The organism is Marmoricola sp. OAE513 (genome assembly GCF_040546585.1).
In the GTDB taxonomy this organism is placed as follows: Bacteria; Actinomycetota; Actinomycetes; order Propionibacteriales; family Nocardioidaceae; genus Marmoricola.
This window is the reverse complement of the sequence record NZ_JBEPOC010000001.1, coordinates 1,357,322-1,374,230: the sequence shown is the minus strand read 5'-3', so window position 1 is coordinate 1,374,230 and position 16,909 is coordinate 1,357,322. Positions and strand designations below refer to the sequence as shown.

General features: G+C 70.9%; 12 protein-coding genes. 4 read left to right on the top strand and 8 right to left on the bottom strand.

Going from position 1 to position 16,909, the window contains the following annotated elements; translation table 11 throughout:
- Positions 1-9: 9 nt before the first annotated feature.
- Positions 10-1,029 (bottom strand): ABC transporter ATP-binding protein, encoded by a 1,020-nt coding sequence (locus ABIE44_RS06985; RefSeq protein WP_502912721.1) that lies wholly within the window; start codon positions 1,027-1,029, stop codon positions 10-12.
- Between ABIE44_RS06985 and ABIE44_RS06980 the strand changes: the two genes are divergently transcribed.
- The 4 genes from ABIE44_RS06980 (at position 1,020) to ABIE44_RS06965 (ending at position 6,665) form a co-directional block, all read left to right on the top strand.
- Positions 1,020-1,718, top strand: a complete 699-nt coding sequence (locus tag ABIE44_RS06980) for an ABC transporter permease (protein WP_354437905.1) — start codon at positions 1,020-1,022, stop codon at positions 1,716-1,718. The two genes, ABIE44_RS06985 and ABIE44_RS06980, sit on opposite strands and share 10 nt — an antisense overlap.
- A gap of 112 nt (positions 1,719-1,830) precedes the next feature.
- Positions 1,831-2,508 carry an ABC transporter permease gene (locus ABIE44_RS06975; protein ID WP_209720275.1) on the top strand — a complete coding sequence of 226 codons (678 nt, stop codon included), beginning with the start codon at positions 1,831-1,833 and terminating at the stop codon, positions 2,506-2,508.
- Between the two features lie 162 nt (positions 2,509-2,670).
- Positions 2,671-3,630 (top strand): ABC transporter substrate-binding protein, encoded by a 960-nt coding sequence (locus tag ABIE44_RS06970; RefSeq protein WP_209720278.1) that lies wholly within the window; start codon positions 2,671-2,673, stop codon positions 3,628-3,630.
- A 2-nt stretch (positions 3,631-3,632) separates the two neighbouring features.
- Positions 3,633-6,665 (top strand): bifunctional glycosyltransferase/CDP-glycerol:glycerophosphate glycerophosphotransferase, encoded by a 3,033-nt coding sequence (locus ABIE44_RS06965; protein WP_209720281.1) that lies wholly within the window; start codon positions 3,633-3,635, stop codon positions 6,663-6,665.
- Here the strand turns inward: ABIE44_RS06965 and ABIE44_RS06960 are convergent.
- The 7 genes from ABIE44_RS06960 to ABIE44_RS06930 form a co-directional block, all read right to left on the bottom strand.
- Positions 6,646-7,824 (bottom strand): CDP-glycerol glycerophosphotransferase family protein, encoded by a 1,179-nt coding sequence (locus tag ABIE44_RS06960; RefSeq protein ID WP_354438370.1) that lies wholly within the window; start codon positions 7,822-7,824, stop codon positions 6,646-6,648. The two genes, ABIE44_RS06965 and ABIE44_RS06960, sit on opposite strands and share 20 nt — an antisense overlap.
- Before the next feature lie 130 nt (positions 7,825-7,954).
- On the bottom strand, positions 7,955-9,775 hold the full coding sequence (locus tag ABIE44_RS06955) for a glycosyltransferase family 2 protein (protein ID WP_354437904.1): 1,821 nt from the start codon (positions 9,773-9,775) through the stop codon (positions 7,955-7,957).
- Positions 9,775-11,196 (bottom strand): SDR family NAD(P)-dependent oxidoreductase, encoded by a 1,422-nt coding sequence (locus ABIE44_RS06950; protein ID WP_209720287.1) that lies wholly within the window; start codon positions 11,194-11,196, stop codon positions 9,775-9,777. Before ABIE44_RS06950 ends, ABIE44_RS06955 begins: the two co-directional genes overlap by 1 nt.
- Positions 11,196-12,272 (bottom strand): DUF6270 domain-containing protein, encoded by a 1,077-nt coding sequence (locus ABIE44_RS06945; RefSeq protein ID WP_209720290.1) that lies wholly within the window; start codon positions 12,270-12,272, stop codon positions 11,196-11,198. Before ABIE44_RS06945 ends, ABIE44_RS06950 begins: the two co-directional genes overlap by 1 nt.
- Positions 12,269-13,261 carry a DUF6270 domain-containing protein gene (locus tag ABIE44_RS06940; protein ID WP_209720293.1) on the bottom strand — a complete coding sequence of 331 codons (993 nt, stop codon included), beginning with the start codon at positions 13,259-13,261 and terminating at the stop codon, positions 12,269-12,271. The genes ABIE44_RS06945 and ABIE44_RS06940 overlap by 4 nt, the downstream gene beginning before the upstream one ends.
- Entirely contained in the window at positions 13,258-14,238 is a 981-nt protein-coding gene (locus tag ABIE44_RS06935) for a DUF6270 domain-containing protein (RefSeq protein ID WP_209720296.1), read from the bottom strand. The genes ABIE44_RS06940 and ABIE44_RS06935 overlap by 4 nt, the downstream gene beginning before the upstream one ends.
- Positions 14,239-14,240: 2 nt before the next feature.
- A complete protein-coding gene (locus ABIE44_RS06930; protein WP_209720298.1) occupies positions 14,241-16,838 on the bottom strand; it encodes a bifunctional glycosyltransferase/CDP-glycerol:glycerophosphate glycerophosphotransferase in 2,598 nt (865 codons plus the stop codon).
- Positions 16,839-16,909 lie beyond the last annotated feature (71 nt).

Here is a 16,909-nt window from a genome sequence, read left to right as displayed (position 1 = left end):
CCGACAGGCTCAACCAGCGGGACGGTTGACGTCCGCCCGGAGCATCGCGTGGATCCCGTTCGGGGTCAGCACGCCGAGGAACGTCGGCCCGTCGGTGACGCCGAGCATCGGCTTGTCCTCGCGCATGAGCAGCGCCAGCGCCTGCTCCAGCGAGGAGGACACCTCCACCGTGCCGGCCAGCGCCGCGGCCGGTACGTCGTCCAGCGGCTCGAGGTGAGCCGGGTCGATCCCGGTGACCGCGAGCCGGCGCAGGCCGCGGGCCTTCCCGACGAACTCGGCCACGAAGTCGTCGCCGGGCGCGCCCAGGATCGCGGCGGGCGTGTCGTACTGGGCCAGACGCCCGCCGGCGGCGAAGACCGCCACCCGGTCGCCCATCTTCACGGCCTCGTCGATGTCGTGGGTCACCATCACCACGGTCTTGCCGAGGTCGCGCTGGAGCCGCAGGAACTCGTCCTGCAGCCGACCGCGGACGACGGGGTCGACCGCGCCGAACGGCTCGTCCATCAGCAGCACCGGCGGGTCCGCCGCAAGAGCACGGGCCACTCCGACGCGCTGGCGCTGGCCGCCGGAGAGCTGGTGCGGGTAGCGCTTGGCGAAGGTCGAGGGGTCGAGGCCGACGAGGTCGAGCAGCTCGGTCGCCCGGGCGCGTGCCCTCTTCTTGTCCCAACCGAGGAGGCTCGGCACGGTGGCGACGTTGGTGGCGATGTCCTGGTGCGGGAACAGTCCGACCTGCTGGATGACGTAGCCGATGCCACGGCGCAGCTCGACCGGGTCGGCTCCGGTCACGTCGACGCCGTCGACGTAGATCCGTCCCGACGTGGGCTCGATCAGCCGGTTGATCATCTTCAGCGTCGTCGACTTGCCGCAGCCCGACGGGCCGACGAGGCAGACCAGCTCGGACTCGGCGATCTCCAGGTCGAGCTCCTGGACCGCTTGGGTGCCGTCGTCGTACGTCTTGCCGACACCCTCGAGTCGGATCATCACGCGCTCGGTCGCCGAGTTCGCGCTAGGTTCGTCGGGTGATCCCACTGGTCGCTCCTGTCCTGCCGGACCTTCCGGACAACTGCCTGACCCGCAACGACTGGATCTGCGGGAAGTACTACGAGACGCGATCTGCTGAGCTCACCGACGCGTTGGTCCAGCACATCGGCATCGTTCTCGCCTCGGTGGGCCTCGGTCTCCTGGTCGCGATCCCGCTGGCCCTCCTGGCACGACGCTACCGAAGACTCGAAGGAATCATCGTCGGCACCACCACGGCGATCTACACGATTCCCTCGCTCGCCCTGTTCTCGCTGCTGGTCCCGGTCACCGGTCTCGGCTCCCGCACCGTGCTGATCGGCCTCAGCCTCTACACGCTCACGATCCTGGTCCGGGCGATCCTGGACGGGCTCAAGGCGGTGCCCGCCGAGGTCCGCGAGTCGGCGCTCGGTGTCGGGTACGACGCCCGCCGGCTGCTGTGGCGGGTGGAGGTCCCGCTCGCGCTGCCGGCGTTCATGTCCGGCCTCCGGGTGGCCACCGTCTCCTCGGTGGCGCTGACGACGGTCGGCTCGATCCTGGACTACGGCGGCCTCGGCACGCTGATCGTCGAGGACTCGACCTTCCGTGCCCAGGTGCTGGCCGGCAGCGTGCTCTGCGTGGCGCTGGCGATCACGCTCGACGTGGTCCTGGTCCTCGCGCAACGGCTGATGACCCCCTGGTCGAGGAGGGCCCGCGCATGATCCTGGCAAGCTCGTCAACGCGCTGTCACCGCACCCCCGGCAGGGTTCCGACGTCACCTCAGTGCCACGGGTGCGGCCACGAGCAAGCTCGGGCGCTCGACAGGTTCCGCGCATGAACGGCGTCCTCGACTGGTTCCGCGACCCGGACCACTGGCACGGCGACCACGGCGTCCCGGTGCTGCTCGGCCAGCACGTGCTGCTGACCGCGACCTCGGTCGCGCTGGCTGCCCTGATCGGGTTCCCGCTCGCGCTCTGGCTCGGTCACCGCCACCGCGGTGGCGTCCTGGCGATCAACCTGACCAACATCGGCCGGGCGGTGCCGATCGTCGCGCTGCTCGCGCTGTTCTCGCTCTCGGTGATCGGCAACGACTACTTCGGTCCCTACGGACGGGCCGGTCTGGCCACCTTGGTCACCCTCGCCCTGTTCGCGCTGCCCCCGATCGTGACAGCCACCTACACCGCGATGGTCGAGGTCGACCCCGACGTGGTCGAGGCGGCGCGCGGGATGGGGATGAGCGAGCTCGAGATCGTCCGGCGGGTCGAGATCCCGCTGGCCGCCGCGCTGATCATCTCGGGCCTGCGGCTCGCGGTGGTCCAGGTGTGGGCGACGGCCACGATCGCCGCGCTGGTGGCAGGTCCGGGGCTGGGCTACATCATCACGCGCGGCTACGCGAGCAACCAGACCGCCGAGGTGGTGGCGGGGTCGCTCATCGTCGCGGCCGTGGCTCTGCTGCTGGAGGTCGGTCTGGTCGCGCTCCAGCGCGTGGTCGACCCGGTGCCGCAACGCTGAGAGCCTCGCACCGGACTGAAATCCGGACACGGGGGAATGTTCTGTCGGTGCGTGTGTTCTAGGCTCCACACGCGGGCAGATGCGTCGACGCCCTGTCGATTGCTGGCGAGCCTGCCGGACACGCGCAGTCCTCCCAGGCTGCGGGACACAGAAGGCGGAAAAATGAACAGCAAGTTCCTACGACGGACGTCGATCGTGCTGATCGCCCCGATGATGATGTTCGCGGCCGCGTGCGGCAGCGACGACAAGGACTCCAAGGTCGAGAAGGCCAAGGACGCCGTCGACGGCGGCAAGGTCGTCCTGGTCGGTCAGGGCTTCCCCGAGGCCGACATCATGACCGAGCTGTACGCCGGTCTCCTCACCAACGCGGGCTTCGAGGTCAGCACCAAGGCGCTGGCCACGCGTGACCTCTACCTCCCGGAGCTGGAGAAGGGCTCGGTCCAGATCTCGACCGACTACCTCTCCTCCTTCACGGAGGCCCTCAACCGGCAGGCCAACGGCGACGACGCCGCGGTGGTCGCGTCCAACGACGCGGAGGCCACGCTGAGCGAGCTCAACAAGCTCGGTTCCAAGGTCGGCGTCACGGCGCTCGAGCCGGCCGAGGCGCAGGACGCCAACGCGTTCGCGGTCACCAAGAAGTTCGCCGACGAGAAGGGCCTCAAGACCCTCAGCGACCTCGCTGCCCTGGGTCTGGATCTCAAGCTCGGTGCCGCGCCGGACTGCGACAAGCGCCCCGACTGCAAGGTCGGCCTGGAGAGCAAGTACGGCCTGAAGATCAAGACGGTCGTCCCGACAGGCTTCGGCTCCGACGAGACCAAGTCCGACCTCAAGGACGGCGACACCCAGCTGGGCCAGGTCGGCACCAGTGACGCGACCGTCGCCAACGACGGCCTCGTCATCCTCGAGGACGACAAGGGTCTGCAGAACGCCGAGAACCTGGTCCCGATCGCCAACACCAAGTGGCTCGACGACCACCCGCAGGCCGCTGACGCGCTGAACCCGCTGGCCCAGGTCCTCACCACCGAGGACCTCGCCGGGCTCATCGCGAAGGTCTCGATCGGCCGCGAGAAGGCTGCCGACGTGGCGCTGGAGTACCTGAAGGACAAGGACCTCCTGAAGTAACCGTGGCCGCAGTCGACAAGCACACTCCCGGTGCAGGGGGACCGCGGGCAACGCTCCGCCGTCTCGCTGCCCGGAGTGCTCGTCGGCTGCGGACCGGAAGACCCACCCTGAGCATCGTCGTGCTCGCGGCCGGGGGAGACCCCGGCCGCCTGCACGCGACGCTCACCTCGGTGCGCGACCAGCCCTCGCCCGCGATCGAGATCCTCGTCGTCGGGTACGACGGCGGGCTCGAGCTCGCCCGCAGCACGGCCGGCGACGACACCCGGGTCCGGTTCCTGGCCGCGGACGACGTGGCCGGCGCCCGTGCGGCAGGCCTGGCGAAGGCGAAGGGCGAGTTCGTCCTCGTTGCGACCGCCGGGGACCGGTACCCCGCGAACGCGATCGCCGACCTGCTCCCGGCGCTCCTGCCCGGCGAAACCCTGCTGCTCGCCGACACCTACGACGACGCCGGCCCCGCGGACCTGGTGGTCCGTCCCGACCTGGCACGGTTCCCCTACCTGGGCCGCCTGGTGCTCCCGCGCGAGCGAGCGGTCGCGCTGGCCGCGTCGGTGCCCGACGCCGACGCCGACGCGATGCCGGTCGCGCTCGCTGCACTGGCCGCAGGGTTCTCCAGCACGCCGTACCCCGCCTGGTCCGACGACCGCGGGCCGAAACCGCGGCTGTTCACCGTGCGGCACGACCCCCTGCCCGGACTGGCCGCGCGCGTCGGGGCCGACCTGGCCTCGCTGTTGGCCACCGAGGGAGCGGCCCGGCAGCAGCGGGCTCTCGGGGCGCTCGCAGTCCTCCGTCCTTTCCTGGAATCGGCCGAGGGCGCTGACGACGCGACCTGGAGCCAGCTGGTCGAGCACGCCCGGGTGCTCCTCGCCGAGGCGGCCGACCAGCTCGAGTCGCTCGACCTGGTGCCCCGGGTGCTCGCTCTGCTGGCCGCCGCTGACAAGCGTGCCGAGCTGGTCGCCTACGCCGCGACGGTGACCGAGCGCCGGTCCGGGGAGGACGTCCCGACGGTCGTCGAGGACGGCCAGGTCCGGGCGCGTCTCGACGTACCGCTGCCGCCGGACGCCCTCGTCGTCGGCGAGCACGAGAGCAGCCTGGTGGCCCAGGCGCGGCGTCTGGTCCTGGACGACGACGTCCTGCGCCTCGAGGTCTTCGTCGGGGTCCGGCACACGCACCAGGTCGACCCGCCGACCGTGGCTGCTCGCCTCGTCAACGGGGACGCGAGCCTCGGACTGCACGTCCGGACCGGCAGCGACGTGGCCGTCACCCGGTGGATGGACGAGACCGAGCACGACCACGACGCCGGTGTCGTCGAGCTGAGCATCGGCGTCCAGGACCTGCGTCCGGGTGCGTGGGAGATCGAGCTGGACTGGGCTGCCGGCGGACTCCGCCGCTCGGGACTGGTCACCGGTGTCGCCGCGACGGGGTCGGCCTCCCGTCGCCCGCTCGCGGTCGCCGGGCATGCGGTGCACCTGGTCGCCGCGCACGGTCGGGTGGCGCTTCGCGTGAGCGACGGCGTCCCCGAGGAGCGACCTGCCACCCTGAGCCGGATCGAGCTCGTCGGCACCGAGCTGCGGATCACTGCCGCGCCCGACGTCGACACCGTCCACCTGACCGGCAAGGGCCTCGCGGTCGAGGCGCGGTCCGGCGCGGCCGGCTTCTGGACGGTCCCGCTCGAGGCCGACGTCTGGGGGCAGGGCGTCCTGCCGCTGCCCTCGGGCAGCTACCGGCTCAAGTTCGAGCGCGCGGGCAAGCGGGTCCCGGTGGTGCCCGCGAGCACCGTGGTGGACCGGTTGCCCACCGAGCACCGGTCCGACCGGCACCGGCTCCAGATGCTGCTGTCCGGCGAGACCGTGGCGATCCGCCTCGACGCGCCGCTGGCCGACGACGAGGTCGGGATCCGGTCCCGGTGGAAGCAGCGGGCCGCGTACGCGCAGATCACCGAGCCGCTCGACGACCGCTTGGTCTACTTCCAGTCCTTCGCGGGCCACGGGGTCGGCGACCACCCGTTGGCGATCGGCGCGGAGCTGGCTCGTCGGCGCTCGGACCTCGACCTGCGCTGGGTCGTCGCGGACTCCTCCGTGCCGGTTCCCCCGGGCTTCTCACCGCTGCTGGTCCGCAGTCGCGACTGGTACGACGTGCTCGCCCGTGCCAAGCACCTGGTCGTGAACGTCGAGCTGGAGCGCTGGTTCCGCCGGCGCGAGGGCCAGCAGATCCTGCAGACCTTCCACGGCTACCCGTCCAAGGCCATGGGACTCGGGCTGTGGCGCCCGCGCAACCTGCTGCCCAGCCAGATCGAGGCCCAGCTCGACCAGTCCTCGCGCACCTGGAACAACCTGCTCACGCCCGACGTCGAGATGGACCAGTACTACCGGCGGGACTACGACTACGACGGCACGATCCTGCCGCTGGGTTACCCGCGCAACGACGAGCTCGTGCTGCCCGGGCGGGATGACGTCCGGGCGGCGGTCCGCGAACGCCTGGGCATCCAGCCGCACCAGCGTGCGCTGCTCTACGCACCGACCTGGCGCGACGACCAGTCCACCAACTACCGGGCGGCGCAGTCGGTGACGCACCTCGACGTGGAGGAGGCCTCGCGCGGTCTGGGTGACGACTGGGTGCTGCTGCTGCGTGGCCACCGCTTCCACGCGCCGTCCGGGACCCGCGGCTCCCGGGTCATCGACGTCACCGAGTACCCGCACATCAACGACCTGATCCTCGCCGCCGACGCAGCCGTCCTGGACTACTCCTCGCTGCGGTTCGACTTCGCCCTGGTGAACCGGCCGATGGTGTTCCTGGTGCCTGACCTGGACACCTACACCGACTCGACCCGCGGGTTCCTCTGGGACTACCGCGAGACGACGCCCGGACCGCTGGTGGCCAGCACCGCCGAGGTGGTCGCCCAGCTGCGCGACTTCGACGGCCTGGTCAGTCGTCACCACGCCGACCTGGTCGCTTTCAACGCCCGCTACAACCGGCTCCAGGACGGGCACGCGGCCGAGCGGGTCGTCGACGCCTTCTTCAGCGCGCTCCTGGATTGAGCAGCGCGGCCACCACGCGCTCGGTGGCGCGGCCGTCGTTGGCTGTGTTGAAGCGCTGGTTGAACGCGCCGAGCGCGTCTGCGTACGAGGCTCTCAGCGTCTCGAGGTCGGCGAGTGCCGCGGCGACCGCGGCGGCCGTGGCGACCTGCGGTCCCGGTGCGCTGCTGTCGAAGTCGAACAACGGTGCCCGCGCACCCAGGTAGGCGTCGCGGTCGGGCACGTAGAAGACGGCCGGCTTGCCGGTGATGGCCCAGTCGAACCGCAGCGAGCCGTAGTCCAGCACCGCCGCGTCGGCGGCCAGGAGCAGCTCGGTCACGTCCGGGACGCCGGACACGTCGACGGCTGCGCCGGCGCGGATCGCTCGCAGCGAAGGGCGGCGCCAGGTCCGCGGGACCCGCACCAGGACGACGTGGTCGTCGCCCAGCGCCTCGGTCAGCGCTGCCAGGTCGAGATCCGGACCCGGTCCGGCGGCGTACGCCTCGCTCGCGGCGGCGTCGCGCTCGGTCGGCGCGTAGAGGACGACCGTGCTCGCGGGATCGATCCCGAGCCGCTGGAGCACCTCGCCACGGACGGCGGCGGCGTCCGCGTTCACGAGAGCGTCCGTACGGGGGTAACCGGCGACCAGCGTCGGGCCGGCGTACCCGAACTGGGCGCGGTAGTGGTCAGCGCTCGCAGGGTCGGCGAGCAGGATCTGGCTCCACTCCTCCCGCGCCCGCGCCGCCCAGAGCCGCACCTCGCCGGGGTTCGCTCCCTGGCTGCGCCACAGGTCCGTGCCCATCGCCTTGAACGGGTGCCCGCGGAAGGTCTGCAGAGACCGCTGGCCGGGCTTCGCCTCGAACCATCCGCCGAGGTCGGTGTTGGCGACGACGTACCGGCTGCCGGCCGCGGTGTCGTACCACGAGCGGCTGCCGATCAGCACGGCGCGAGCACCGGCCGGAACGGCGGTCGCGTGGTCCGCGACACCCCAGACACGCTCGATCCCGGGGTGGTGCTCGGCCAGGTACCGGTCGACCGCCAGCGGGTCGCCCGCGGCAGCAGTGCCCTGGAAGCTGGTGAGCAGGATCGTCTCGGAGAGTGCCGGGCTGCTCGCCCGGTACGCCGCCTGCAGCCGGTGCTGGTGGTACCGGCCGAGCTCGTCGTCCGCGAGCGCCGGTCCCACCGTGAACCGCACTCCTTCCTTGCGACCGGTGAGGGTGAGCCGCAGCCCGGCGCCGAGCAGTCGGAGCGGGAACCCGTCGGAGAAGCCTGGTGCGGGGCGAGGAGACGCGCCGTCGAGGACCAGAGCGTGGTCACCCGGGGTGAGCGTGCCCGTGGCGAACCGGACAGTGCCGACACCGCTGCTCGCCGCCGCCAGACGACCTGACCCCTGCTCGAGCACGGCGGTGGCGAGCTGCTCGTCCGTGGCTCCGCTGACCGTGACGACGACCTCGCCGTCCGCGAGGGCCACCTCCTCGATCAGTGGTCCGGTCAGGGTGGCCGGAGGGTTCTTCAGCCCGCCCTCGCGCAGCCGCAGGCTGAAGCCGAGGCTCGGGTGCCAGACGGTCCGCACCCCCGAGCCGTGCGCCCGCGATCTCGACGTCGAAGGAGCGGGACCTCTCCGCCGAGGAGCCCGGGACGGCGTAGTGGAAGTCGCCGGTCGAGGTCAGTCCGTCCGTCGTGGTGGAGCCGACGAGCGACCACGGGCCGGCCGTCGCCCGCAACTGCTCCAGCGGGATCCGCGCCCGGAAGCCGGCGTGCGCGCAGCCGCTCGTGGGCAGGGGCGCCCACAGGTTCGCCTGCGGGAGCACCAGGTTCTCCAGTCCCAGCGGCACCCGGTGCTCGCCGGAGCGGAGCTCCAGGGAGATCTCCGGGGCGGGCGCGTCCAGGCCGCGGTGCCGCATCCACCCGACGACCTCCAGCGCGGTGCCGTCCCGCCGCACCTTCTCGACGACACCCTGGAAGTGGCTCTCCAGGTCGGCCATCCGCAACAGGTGCGGCGGCAGGCCGGCGGCCCACGGCGCGTCCGGCAGGACGGCGACCAGGACGCCGTCAGTCACCCGGGTGGGCGGGACCTGGTTGACCGAGATGAAGTAGGTCATCGCCGCGACGACGTCGTCCCAGCGCTCGGTCGCGACCAGGTGCGCCCTGACCTTGGTCGCGACCCGGACCCGGTCCCACGCACGGTCGGTCGCCCGCTCGACGAAGGTCCGGTACGCGGCCGCGAGCGTCGCACGGTAGGTGTCGTCGCCGTCGAGCGCCCTCCCGACGAACGGGGGGAAGTCGACCTCGAGGCAGCGGGCCACCCAGACGTCGTAGGTGAAGTCCGACGCCTCGGCCTGCAGCAGCGCGTGCGCCTCCTCCTTGACCTCGATCCGGTCGAGCAGGTTCTGCAGGCGCGCCTTCTGCTGGCCGGTCGAGTTCTCCCGGATCCGCCAGTTGTAGGTGACCTCGGCCAGCACGTCGAACGTCCGCGCCCGCACGTACGCCGCCAGCATCGGGACGTGGTCCTCGTAGGCGATCCCGCCGCGGAAGTCGCCGACCTGCTCGCGCCAGAAGGCGGTCCTGAACACCCGGTTGCAGGCGATGATGTCCTGCATCGCGGCGGGGAACTCCTCGATGGTGGTGGCGATCCGGTCCGCCTGGTGCACCGTGCGCTGCCAGGAGGTGCGGATCATCCTGCCGCCGCGGAAGCGCCGTACGCCGCCGACGCAGAAGTCCGAGCCCGACCGGCGCAGGTGACCGACCATGTGCTCGAAGGCCTCGGGCGGGATCGTGTCGTCGGAGTCCATGAACGTCAGGAACTCGGCACGGGCGTGGCTGACCCCGACGTTCCGAGCGGTGCCCTGACCGGCGTTCGCCTGGGTGAACACGCGCACCCGCGAGTCCCGGCGCTCGTACTCGCGCAGGATCTCCAGGCACTCGTCGGTCGAGCCGTCGTCGACCGCCACCAGCTCGATGTCGTGCAGGGTCCCGTTGAGCGCGCTGTCGAGCGCCTCGCGCAGGAACGGCGCGACGTTGTAGACCGGCATCACGACGGTCAGCTCGGGTCGCAGCCGGGACCGCTCGAAGGCCACCAGCGTGCTGCCGCCGAGCTTGCGGACGCCGCGCTTGAACCGTGAGCCCGCTGCCATCAGATGTCGGTGTCCTCCGGCGCCGCCCCCAGCGGGTCGTCGCGCCGGATGTCGACGATCAGACCGGTCTGGTCGGAGAGCAGGATGTCGATCGAGCGTCGTGCCACCTCGACGGACTCCAGCAGCGTCCCCGGAGCCTCGTCGCCGAACGCCTTGGTGCGCATCGGGGTCCCGGTCCGCTCGGGGTTGATGCAGTTCACCCGGACGCCCGCCTCGGACCACTCGTCGGCCAGTGCCTGGGTCAGGTTCACCACGGCTGCCTTCGCCGAGGAGTACAGGCTGTAGCCGCGCCGGCCGCGCGTGTAGGAGCTCGAGGTGAAGTTCAGCAGGCCGCCGCCGGAGGCGCGCAGGTGCTGGTAGAACTCCTGCGCGATCATCACCGGTGCCAGGTAGTTGATCTCGGTGGCGGAGTAGACCGTCTCCTCCGAGGTCTCGACCAGGTCGCCGCGGGGCAGCACGGCCGCGGTGTTGACCACGAAGTCGATGCGATCGGTCTGCGCGAGCACGGTCGCAGCGGCCGCCTGGAGGTCCGCCCGCCGCTCGACGTGCGTGCCCGTCGAGGACCGGCTGAAGGAGAAGACGGTCGCACCGTGCCGGGTGGCGAAGTCGCCGATGTCGGCACCGATGCCCGAGGATCCGCCGAAGATCACCAGGGTCTTTCCGGTGAGCGCCGCGGCGTACTCGTCCTCGGTGCGAGCGGGGGGCATGTCGCTGGTGGTGAGCTGGAAGAGCTTGTCGGCGAGGTAGATGTCGATCGGCTCGGTGACTTTCATGTTCCGCTCCTCCCCGGCAACGACCCAGATGGGGACGTCGGGGGTGTACCGGAGGACCACCGTGCAGTCGTCGGTGGCCTGGAAGTCCGGGTCACCTGCCGCCACGGCGTACGCGGCCCGGATCGTGCCGGCCCGGAACGCCTGCGGGGTCTGGCCGCGGCGCAGGTTCGCGCGCGGCGGGATGTTGCGGATGACGTTGTCGCTGTCGACCTCGATGATCGTGTCGGCCGACGGGATCGCGACGTCCACCGCGTCGTGGGTCTCCAGCGCCTCGAAGCAGTCGGCGATGATCCGTGGCGAGACCAGCGGCCGGACCGCGTCGTGGAAGAGGATCATCGTGTCGTCGGAGGCGCCCGCTTCCTGGACCGCGTCCAGGGCCCGCAGCGTGGTGCCGTTGCGGGTCTCGGCGCCCTCGAGGACCTGGGTGACCTTGGTGTAGCCGCCGGTGCGCACGATCGAGTGCACCGCGTCGAGGTGCCCCTGGGCCATCATCACGACGATCTCGTCGACCATCGGGTGGGCGTCGAACGTCGCCAGGGTGTGCTCGAGGATGGTGTGCCCGGCGACCTTGATCAGCTGCTTCGGGATGTCCAGGCCGACCCGGGTGCCGACGCCGCCAGCGAGGATCACGGCAACGCGCGAGCTCATCAGGTCTCCTTCGTCGGGCGCTGCTTCACGCGCCGCCGCTGCTCGCGGCGCCTCCGAGTCTCCCGGATGCGCTGCCCGATGGCGAACTTGACCGCCGTCGCCGGCCCGAGCCCCTCGAGCTCGCGGACCCTTTCCTCCAGCGCCCGGCGGATCGGGGTCCACCGGACGGCCTGGTTCACCGCGCGCTCGTGGGCGCTGTCGGCGATGCCGCGGACCTGTGCCCAGTCCTCGGGGTCGAGGTCCCGCTCGAGGTCGAGGGTCAGCATCTCGGCGAGGAAGCGGTGGTAGTAGGTGGGCGTGTAGTGCACCCAGAACGGCTTCCACGGGTGCTCGGCCGAGGACATGTAGCCCTCCTCGCGCAGGTCGATCGCGGTCCAGCCGTGGCTCGCGCCGTAGGTGCCCAGGGCGTAGTCGTCCAGCCGCGCCCACAGCTTGTTCGCGCGGGCCACGTTCACCGGGCGGAGCTTCCGCAGCTCGCGCACCGGCACGGGACGAGGCCTGCCCTTCACGACGGCCTCGTCGACGTACAGGCCGCGGTGCACGACCACGCGGGTCTCCGGGCAGTGCTCGGCGACGAAGGTGGCGAACCGGTCGAGGGCCTCGGACCAGGTGGCGAGGTAGGCGTCCGGGTCCTTGAAGATCTTCAGCGGGGTCAGCTCGCCCTGGTCCTTGAGGCGCGCGTAGTAGGCCGTGGGCCACAGCATCCAGCGGTTGTTGGTCACGTGCCGACCGTCGGGCAGCTGCACGGCCCCGAAGTGCACGTCGGCGAAGAAGTCCAGGACCAGGTAGTCGGGCTGGGCCTCGGCCAGCTTCGCCAGGAACGCGCGGGTGACGTCCTCGCGGGTGATCCGGACCTGGTAGTCCACGTCGGCGCCGTCGGACCCGGTGCCCGGCCCCTCGAGGAGCTCGGGGATGTCGGCGTCCTCGAGCGGAGGCGACATCAGCGAGATGATGGAGGTCTGGAAGACGTCGGCGGTGACGTCGAACCAGCGCGCGTAGTCCGGGTTGAACCGGCTGGAGAAGTTGTCGCGGCTGGTGCAGCTCCCGCAGACGGCGACGGTGCGTGGTGCGCTCATCGGGCGGCCACCTTCCTGGTCCTGAGCTGTCGGCCGAGGACGGCGCGGCCGGTGGCGAGGACGCCGCGGCGCTCCAGGCGGCGACGCAGGCTGCGCTGAGCCTTGTCGGCACGGCGGATGAGACGGGCTTGCTGGACGAGGTGCTCCGAGCCCGCCTCGGCGATGACCCGGATGCGGTCCGCCGCCCGGTCGTCCAGCCGCGCGACCAGGTCGCGCCGGTGCACCTCGGCGAGGAAGCGGCGGTGGTAGTCGAAGGTGTAGTGCACCCAGAACGCTCCCCACGGGTGCGCGGAGTGCGAGGTGTACCTCTCGCTGCGCAGGTCGATCGAGTCCCACCCGTACGTCGAGATCACGTGGTCGTCGAGCCGCGCGCGGAACCGGTTGATCGTGGGCACGTCGACGGGCTTCAGGCGGGCCCACCGGTGCAGGTTCCGGGGCCGGTCCGTCGCCCCCAGGGTCACCTCGTCCACTGAGCGGATCCGGTGCACGATCACGTGGGTGTCGGGGCAGTGCTCCGCGAGGTGGGCGGCGAACCGGGCCATCGACTCGGTCCAGATCTCGAAGTAGGCGTCAGCATCCACGCGCCACCCCAGGGTGGTCAGTCCCCCGGCTTCCACCAGCCGCTGGTACTGCTGGGTCTTGCGGAGCTTCCACTCGGTGTCGGTGAGGTAGCGGCCGTCGGGAAGCCGCAGGGTGCCGAACCAGACGTCGCCGGAGAAGTCGATGATCAGGTAGTCGGGCTTCACCTCGATCAGGTCGGTGAGGAAGCTGCGGGTCATGTCGGCACGGAGCGTCCGCTCCTCGTACTCGTCCAGGGTGTCGTCCGGGCCGATCTCCGGCTCGATCGGCGGCGACATCAGGGCGAGGAAGGAGTTCTGGAAGTTCGCGATCGGGGTGTCGTACCAGCGCTTGTAGTCCGGGTTGAACTTCGTGCTGAACGGGTCTCGGGTCGCGCAGCTCCCGCAGACCGCGACGGTACGACGGCTCATCGCGCGCGCCTGCCGGTCACGTCGCGGAGCGCCCTCACGACGCCGCGCTTCTCCAGGTGGCCGACGCGCTCGGTCCCGGCACGCACCGCGTTCCGGACGAAGACGGCCTGGTCGGTGACGAGCTCGCGGCTGGCATCGCCGACCTCGGCCACCCGCACGGCGTCGTCGTCCGGGACCCGGCCGGCCAGGTCGAGGACGTGCAGCTCGGCGAGGAAGCGGTGGTAGTAGTCGAGGGAGTAGTGCACCCAGAACGGGCCCCACGGGTGGTCGGCGACCGAGGCGTAGCGCTCCGCGGTCAGGTCGATCGAGTCCCACCCGTACGCCGTGACCGCGTGCGCGTCGAGGCGTGCCCAGAAGTCGTTGATCCGACCGACCTTCAGAGCCGGCAGGTTGGCGTGCCGGCGCAGGCTGCGAGGTCGCCCGCCCGCGCCGGTGACGACCTTGTCGGCGTAGAACCCGTGGTGCACGATCACGCGCGTGGCCGGGCAGTGCTCGGCGACGTGCGCCGCGAAGCGGTCCATCGCCTCCACCCAGAGGGCGAAGTAGGCCTCCGGGTCGTCCAGCGGACGCAGCACCCGGGTGCCGCCCGCCTCGACCCACGAGGCGTGCTGGGCGGTCTTGTGCAGCTTCCAGCGGTTGTCGGTGACGTACCGACCGTCGGGGAGCCGCAGGACGCCGAAGTGCAGGTCGCCGAAGAAGTCCAGGATCAGGTGCTCGGGCTGGGCCGCCACGATCTCGTCCAGGAAAGCCCGACTCAGGTCCGAGCGCACGTTCCAGGCGTCGTAGTCGCTGAGCCCGTCGGTGTCCTGCACGTCCGGGTCCACCGGTGGGGACATCAGCGCGATCATCGAGGACTGGTTCGACTGCGCCACGACCGAGTACCACCGCCGGTAGTCGGCGTTGAACCGCGAGTTGAAGTTGTCCCGGGTGATGCAGCTGCCGCAGACCGCGACGCTGCGCTGCGCTGGAGTGCCCATGCTCAGGGTCGACCTGCGGGGGTCGGGACCTGCTGGGTCTCGCGGTCGGTCTTGCGCAGCGCCAGCACCTCGGCGATGACGCGCTCCGAACAGCTGCCGTCGCGGTCGGGGAAGGTGGCCTCGATCCGCGCCAGGTACTCCGGCTGCGGGTCAGCACCGTGGGCCAGCGCGTCCCGGACGGCGTCGACCGCTCCGGCGGTGTCCTCGGTGACCGGCCCGAAGCCGTCCGCGGTGTAGGAGAAGTAGCCCGGGCGCCCGACGTGGCTGCCCTTGGTGACCAGGTCGGCGTCGAACTGGAAGTACACGGTCGGTCGGTTGAGGTAGGCGGCGTTGAACGCGATCGAGGAGTAGTCGGTGACCAGCACGCGTGCCCGGGCGAAGTACTCCTGGACGTCGACGCCGTCATAGCTCAGCGGACGCACGTGCGCCGGCAGGTCGAGCCGGGGCAGCAGGGACTGCAGGTTGGGGTGCGGCAGGAACCCGATCGTCAGGCCGTGGGCCCGGCACAGCTCGGCCAGCTCGGGGGAGCGCAGCAGGTCCAGCCACTGGTGCACGAAGTCGGAGTCCAGGACGGCGTCGCTGCTGCTGCGCCGCTGGCTGTCGACCGCGAGGGACTCCACCAACCACTGGCGCCAGGTCGGCGCGACCAGCAGCAGGTCGCGCTGGTCGGGACCGAACCGCTGACCGACCTCGCGGAGCCGGTCGAAGCGGGGGAGACCGGTCAGCTTGGTCTCCTTCGTCGTGAACACGTACGGCGTCCCGTCGCCGGCGATCGAGGCGAGCTCCGCGCGGGTGCTGGTGACGAACAGGTCGATCTGCTTGCGGTTCAACCAGCTCGACAGGTCGTCCTTGATGACGCCGTGCTGCAGGAAGGTGAACCGCCAGTTCGCCTCCGCGAACGTCGCGATGGCCGTCGGAGCCATGATCGGGACGTCGGCGTGCGAGCTGAGCAGGTTGCTGCAGTGCGCCATCAGTGCCATCCACTCCAGCGAGCCGTGCGCGACCACCCGCTTGCCGAACTCCTTGCGCAACCGGGTCCAGTCGGCGGTGCCCTGCTCGATGACGAACCAGGCGTTGATCTCCCGGTGGTGGGTGCGCAGCCGTCGGAAGAGCACCTCACCGCTGTCCCCGGCGTCGTGCACCCGGTCCATGAGCACCCACGCGTCGGCGAATTTCTTGGCCGTCCGCGGCTTGTCGGCCAGGGCGCGTGCCTTCTTGGCGAGCGGCGTCTCCGGGACCGGGACCACCCGCTCGACGAGGCGCCGGTCGTAGCGCGAGGGGCGTCCGGTGTGCCGACGCAGCCGGTTGGCGGAGACCCTGGTCAGCTTGCTGATCGGTCGCAGGAAGGCGACCTCGGCCCAGTCGCCGTTCAGCTTGATCCGCAGGTCCGGGGTGTACCGGACCCACATGATCCGCTCCCGCAGCAGCGTGCGTCCGAAGTAGTTCAGGTCACGGGTCTTGGCGTGCCGCGGGCTGACCTCGGTCTCGCCGTTCACGACGATCTCGGTCGGCGGCGCGCCGGCGTACAGGTAGCGGACCCGGGCGAGCTTCTGGGTCTTGTCGAAGGTGTCGACCAGGACGTGGGCGGAGCACCAGTCCTGACCGCTGTACCCGTGCTGGAGGGCGTCGCGCTGCCACGGAGCGGTGGTCATCTCGAGCCGCGGAAGCACGTGCTCGAGGTCGAGGCGCCGCAGGACCGCGGTCATGTGGGCGTGGAACGCCTCGATCTCGGGTCCGGCGCCGAGCACCGGCACGGTGCCGTTCTCGTACGCCGAGAGGTAGCCGAGCAGCTCGTAGGCCAGGAAGTGCTGGAGCCAGCGGGGGATCGTGCCGGTCAGCTCCTCGGCCGCGTCGAGGATGGCGGCGTACCCGTGCTCGAAGACGTCGGTGTACCGGCCCGGGTGCAGCATGCTGCCCTGCAGCGAGGAGGACTGGTCCGCGCGCTTGCGGTAGTGGTACGACGTCGACTTGAGGAAGCCGACCTTCGGCTGCCGGCAGTGCAGCAGGTAGAGCGAGCTGAAGTGGCCGTCCTCGAAGTTGGGCCGGATCCGGTCGTCGAACGCCAGCGCGAACTCGCGCAGCACGTCGAGCCGGAAGAACGCGGCCGGGGCGCTGCCGTGGAAGGACGTCTCGCTGTCCTCGAGGTCGACCAGCCGGTCGTGGCTGAAGAACCGGAACAGCGGGTGCGTGTTCGAGGTGACGCCGGTGGTCTCGTTCCAGATCAACCGGTTCGCGGCCACCATGTGCACGTCGGGGTGGGCGGTCGCGAACGCGTCCACGGTGCTCAGGTAGTTGGGGTCGACGATGTCGTCGGGATCCGGGAAGGTGACCCACTCACCGGTGGCGCTCCTCATGCCCGTGTTCCGGGCGGCGCCCTGGCCGGCGTTCGGCTGGGTGATCACGGTGACCAGCTCGGGCCGGCGTTGCGCCCACGCGGTCAGCCGGGCGTGCGAGTCGTCGGAGGAGCCGTCGTCGACCATGATCACCTCGACCCGGGAGAGGTCGAAGTCCTGGGCCTCGATCGAGGCGATGAACTCCGGCAGGTACCTGCCGACGTTGTACACCGCGCTGATGATCGTGAATCGTGGCTGGCCGGCCATGGTGAGTGGTCCCTCTCTGTGTTTCCCCGGACTTGAGGCTCATTGTTGCGTCCCGAAGGGCGATCCGGCGA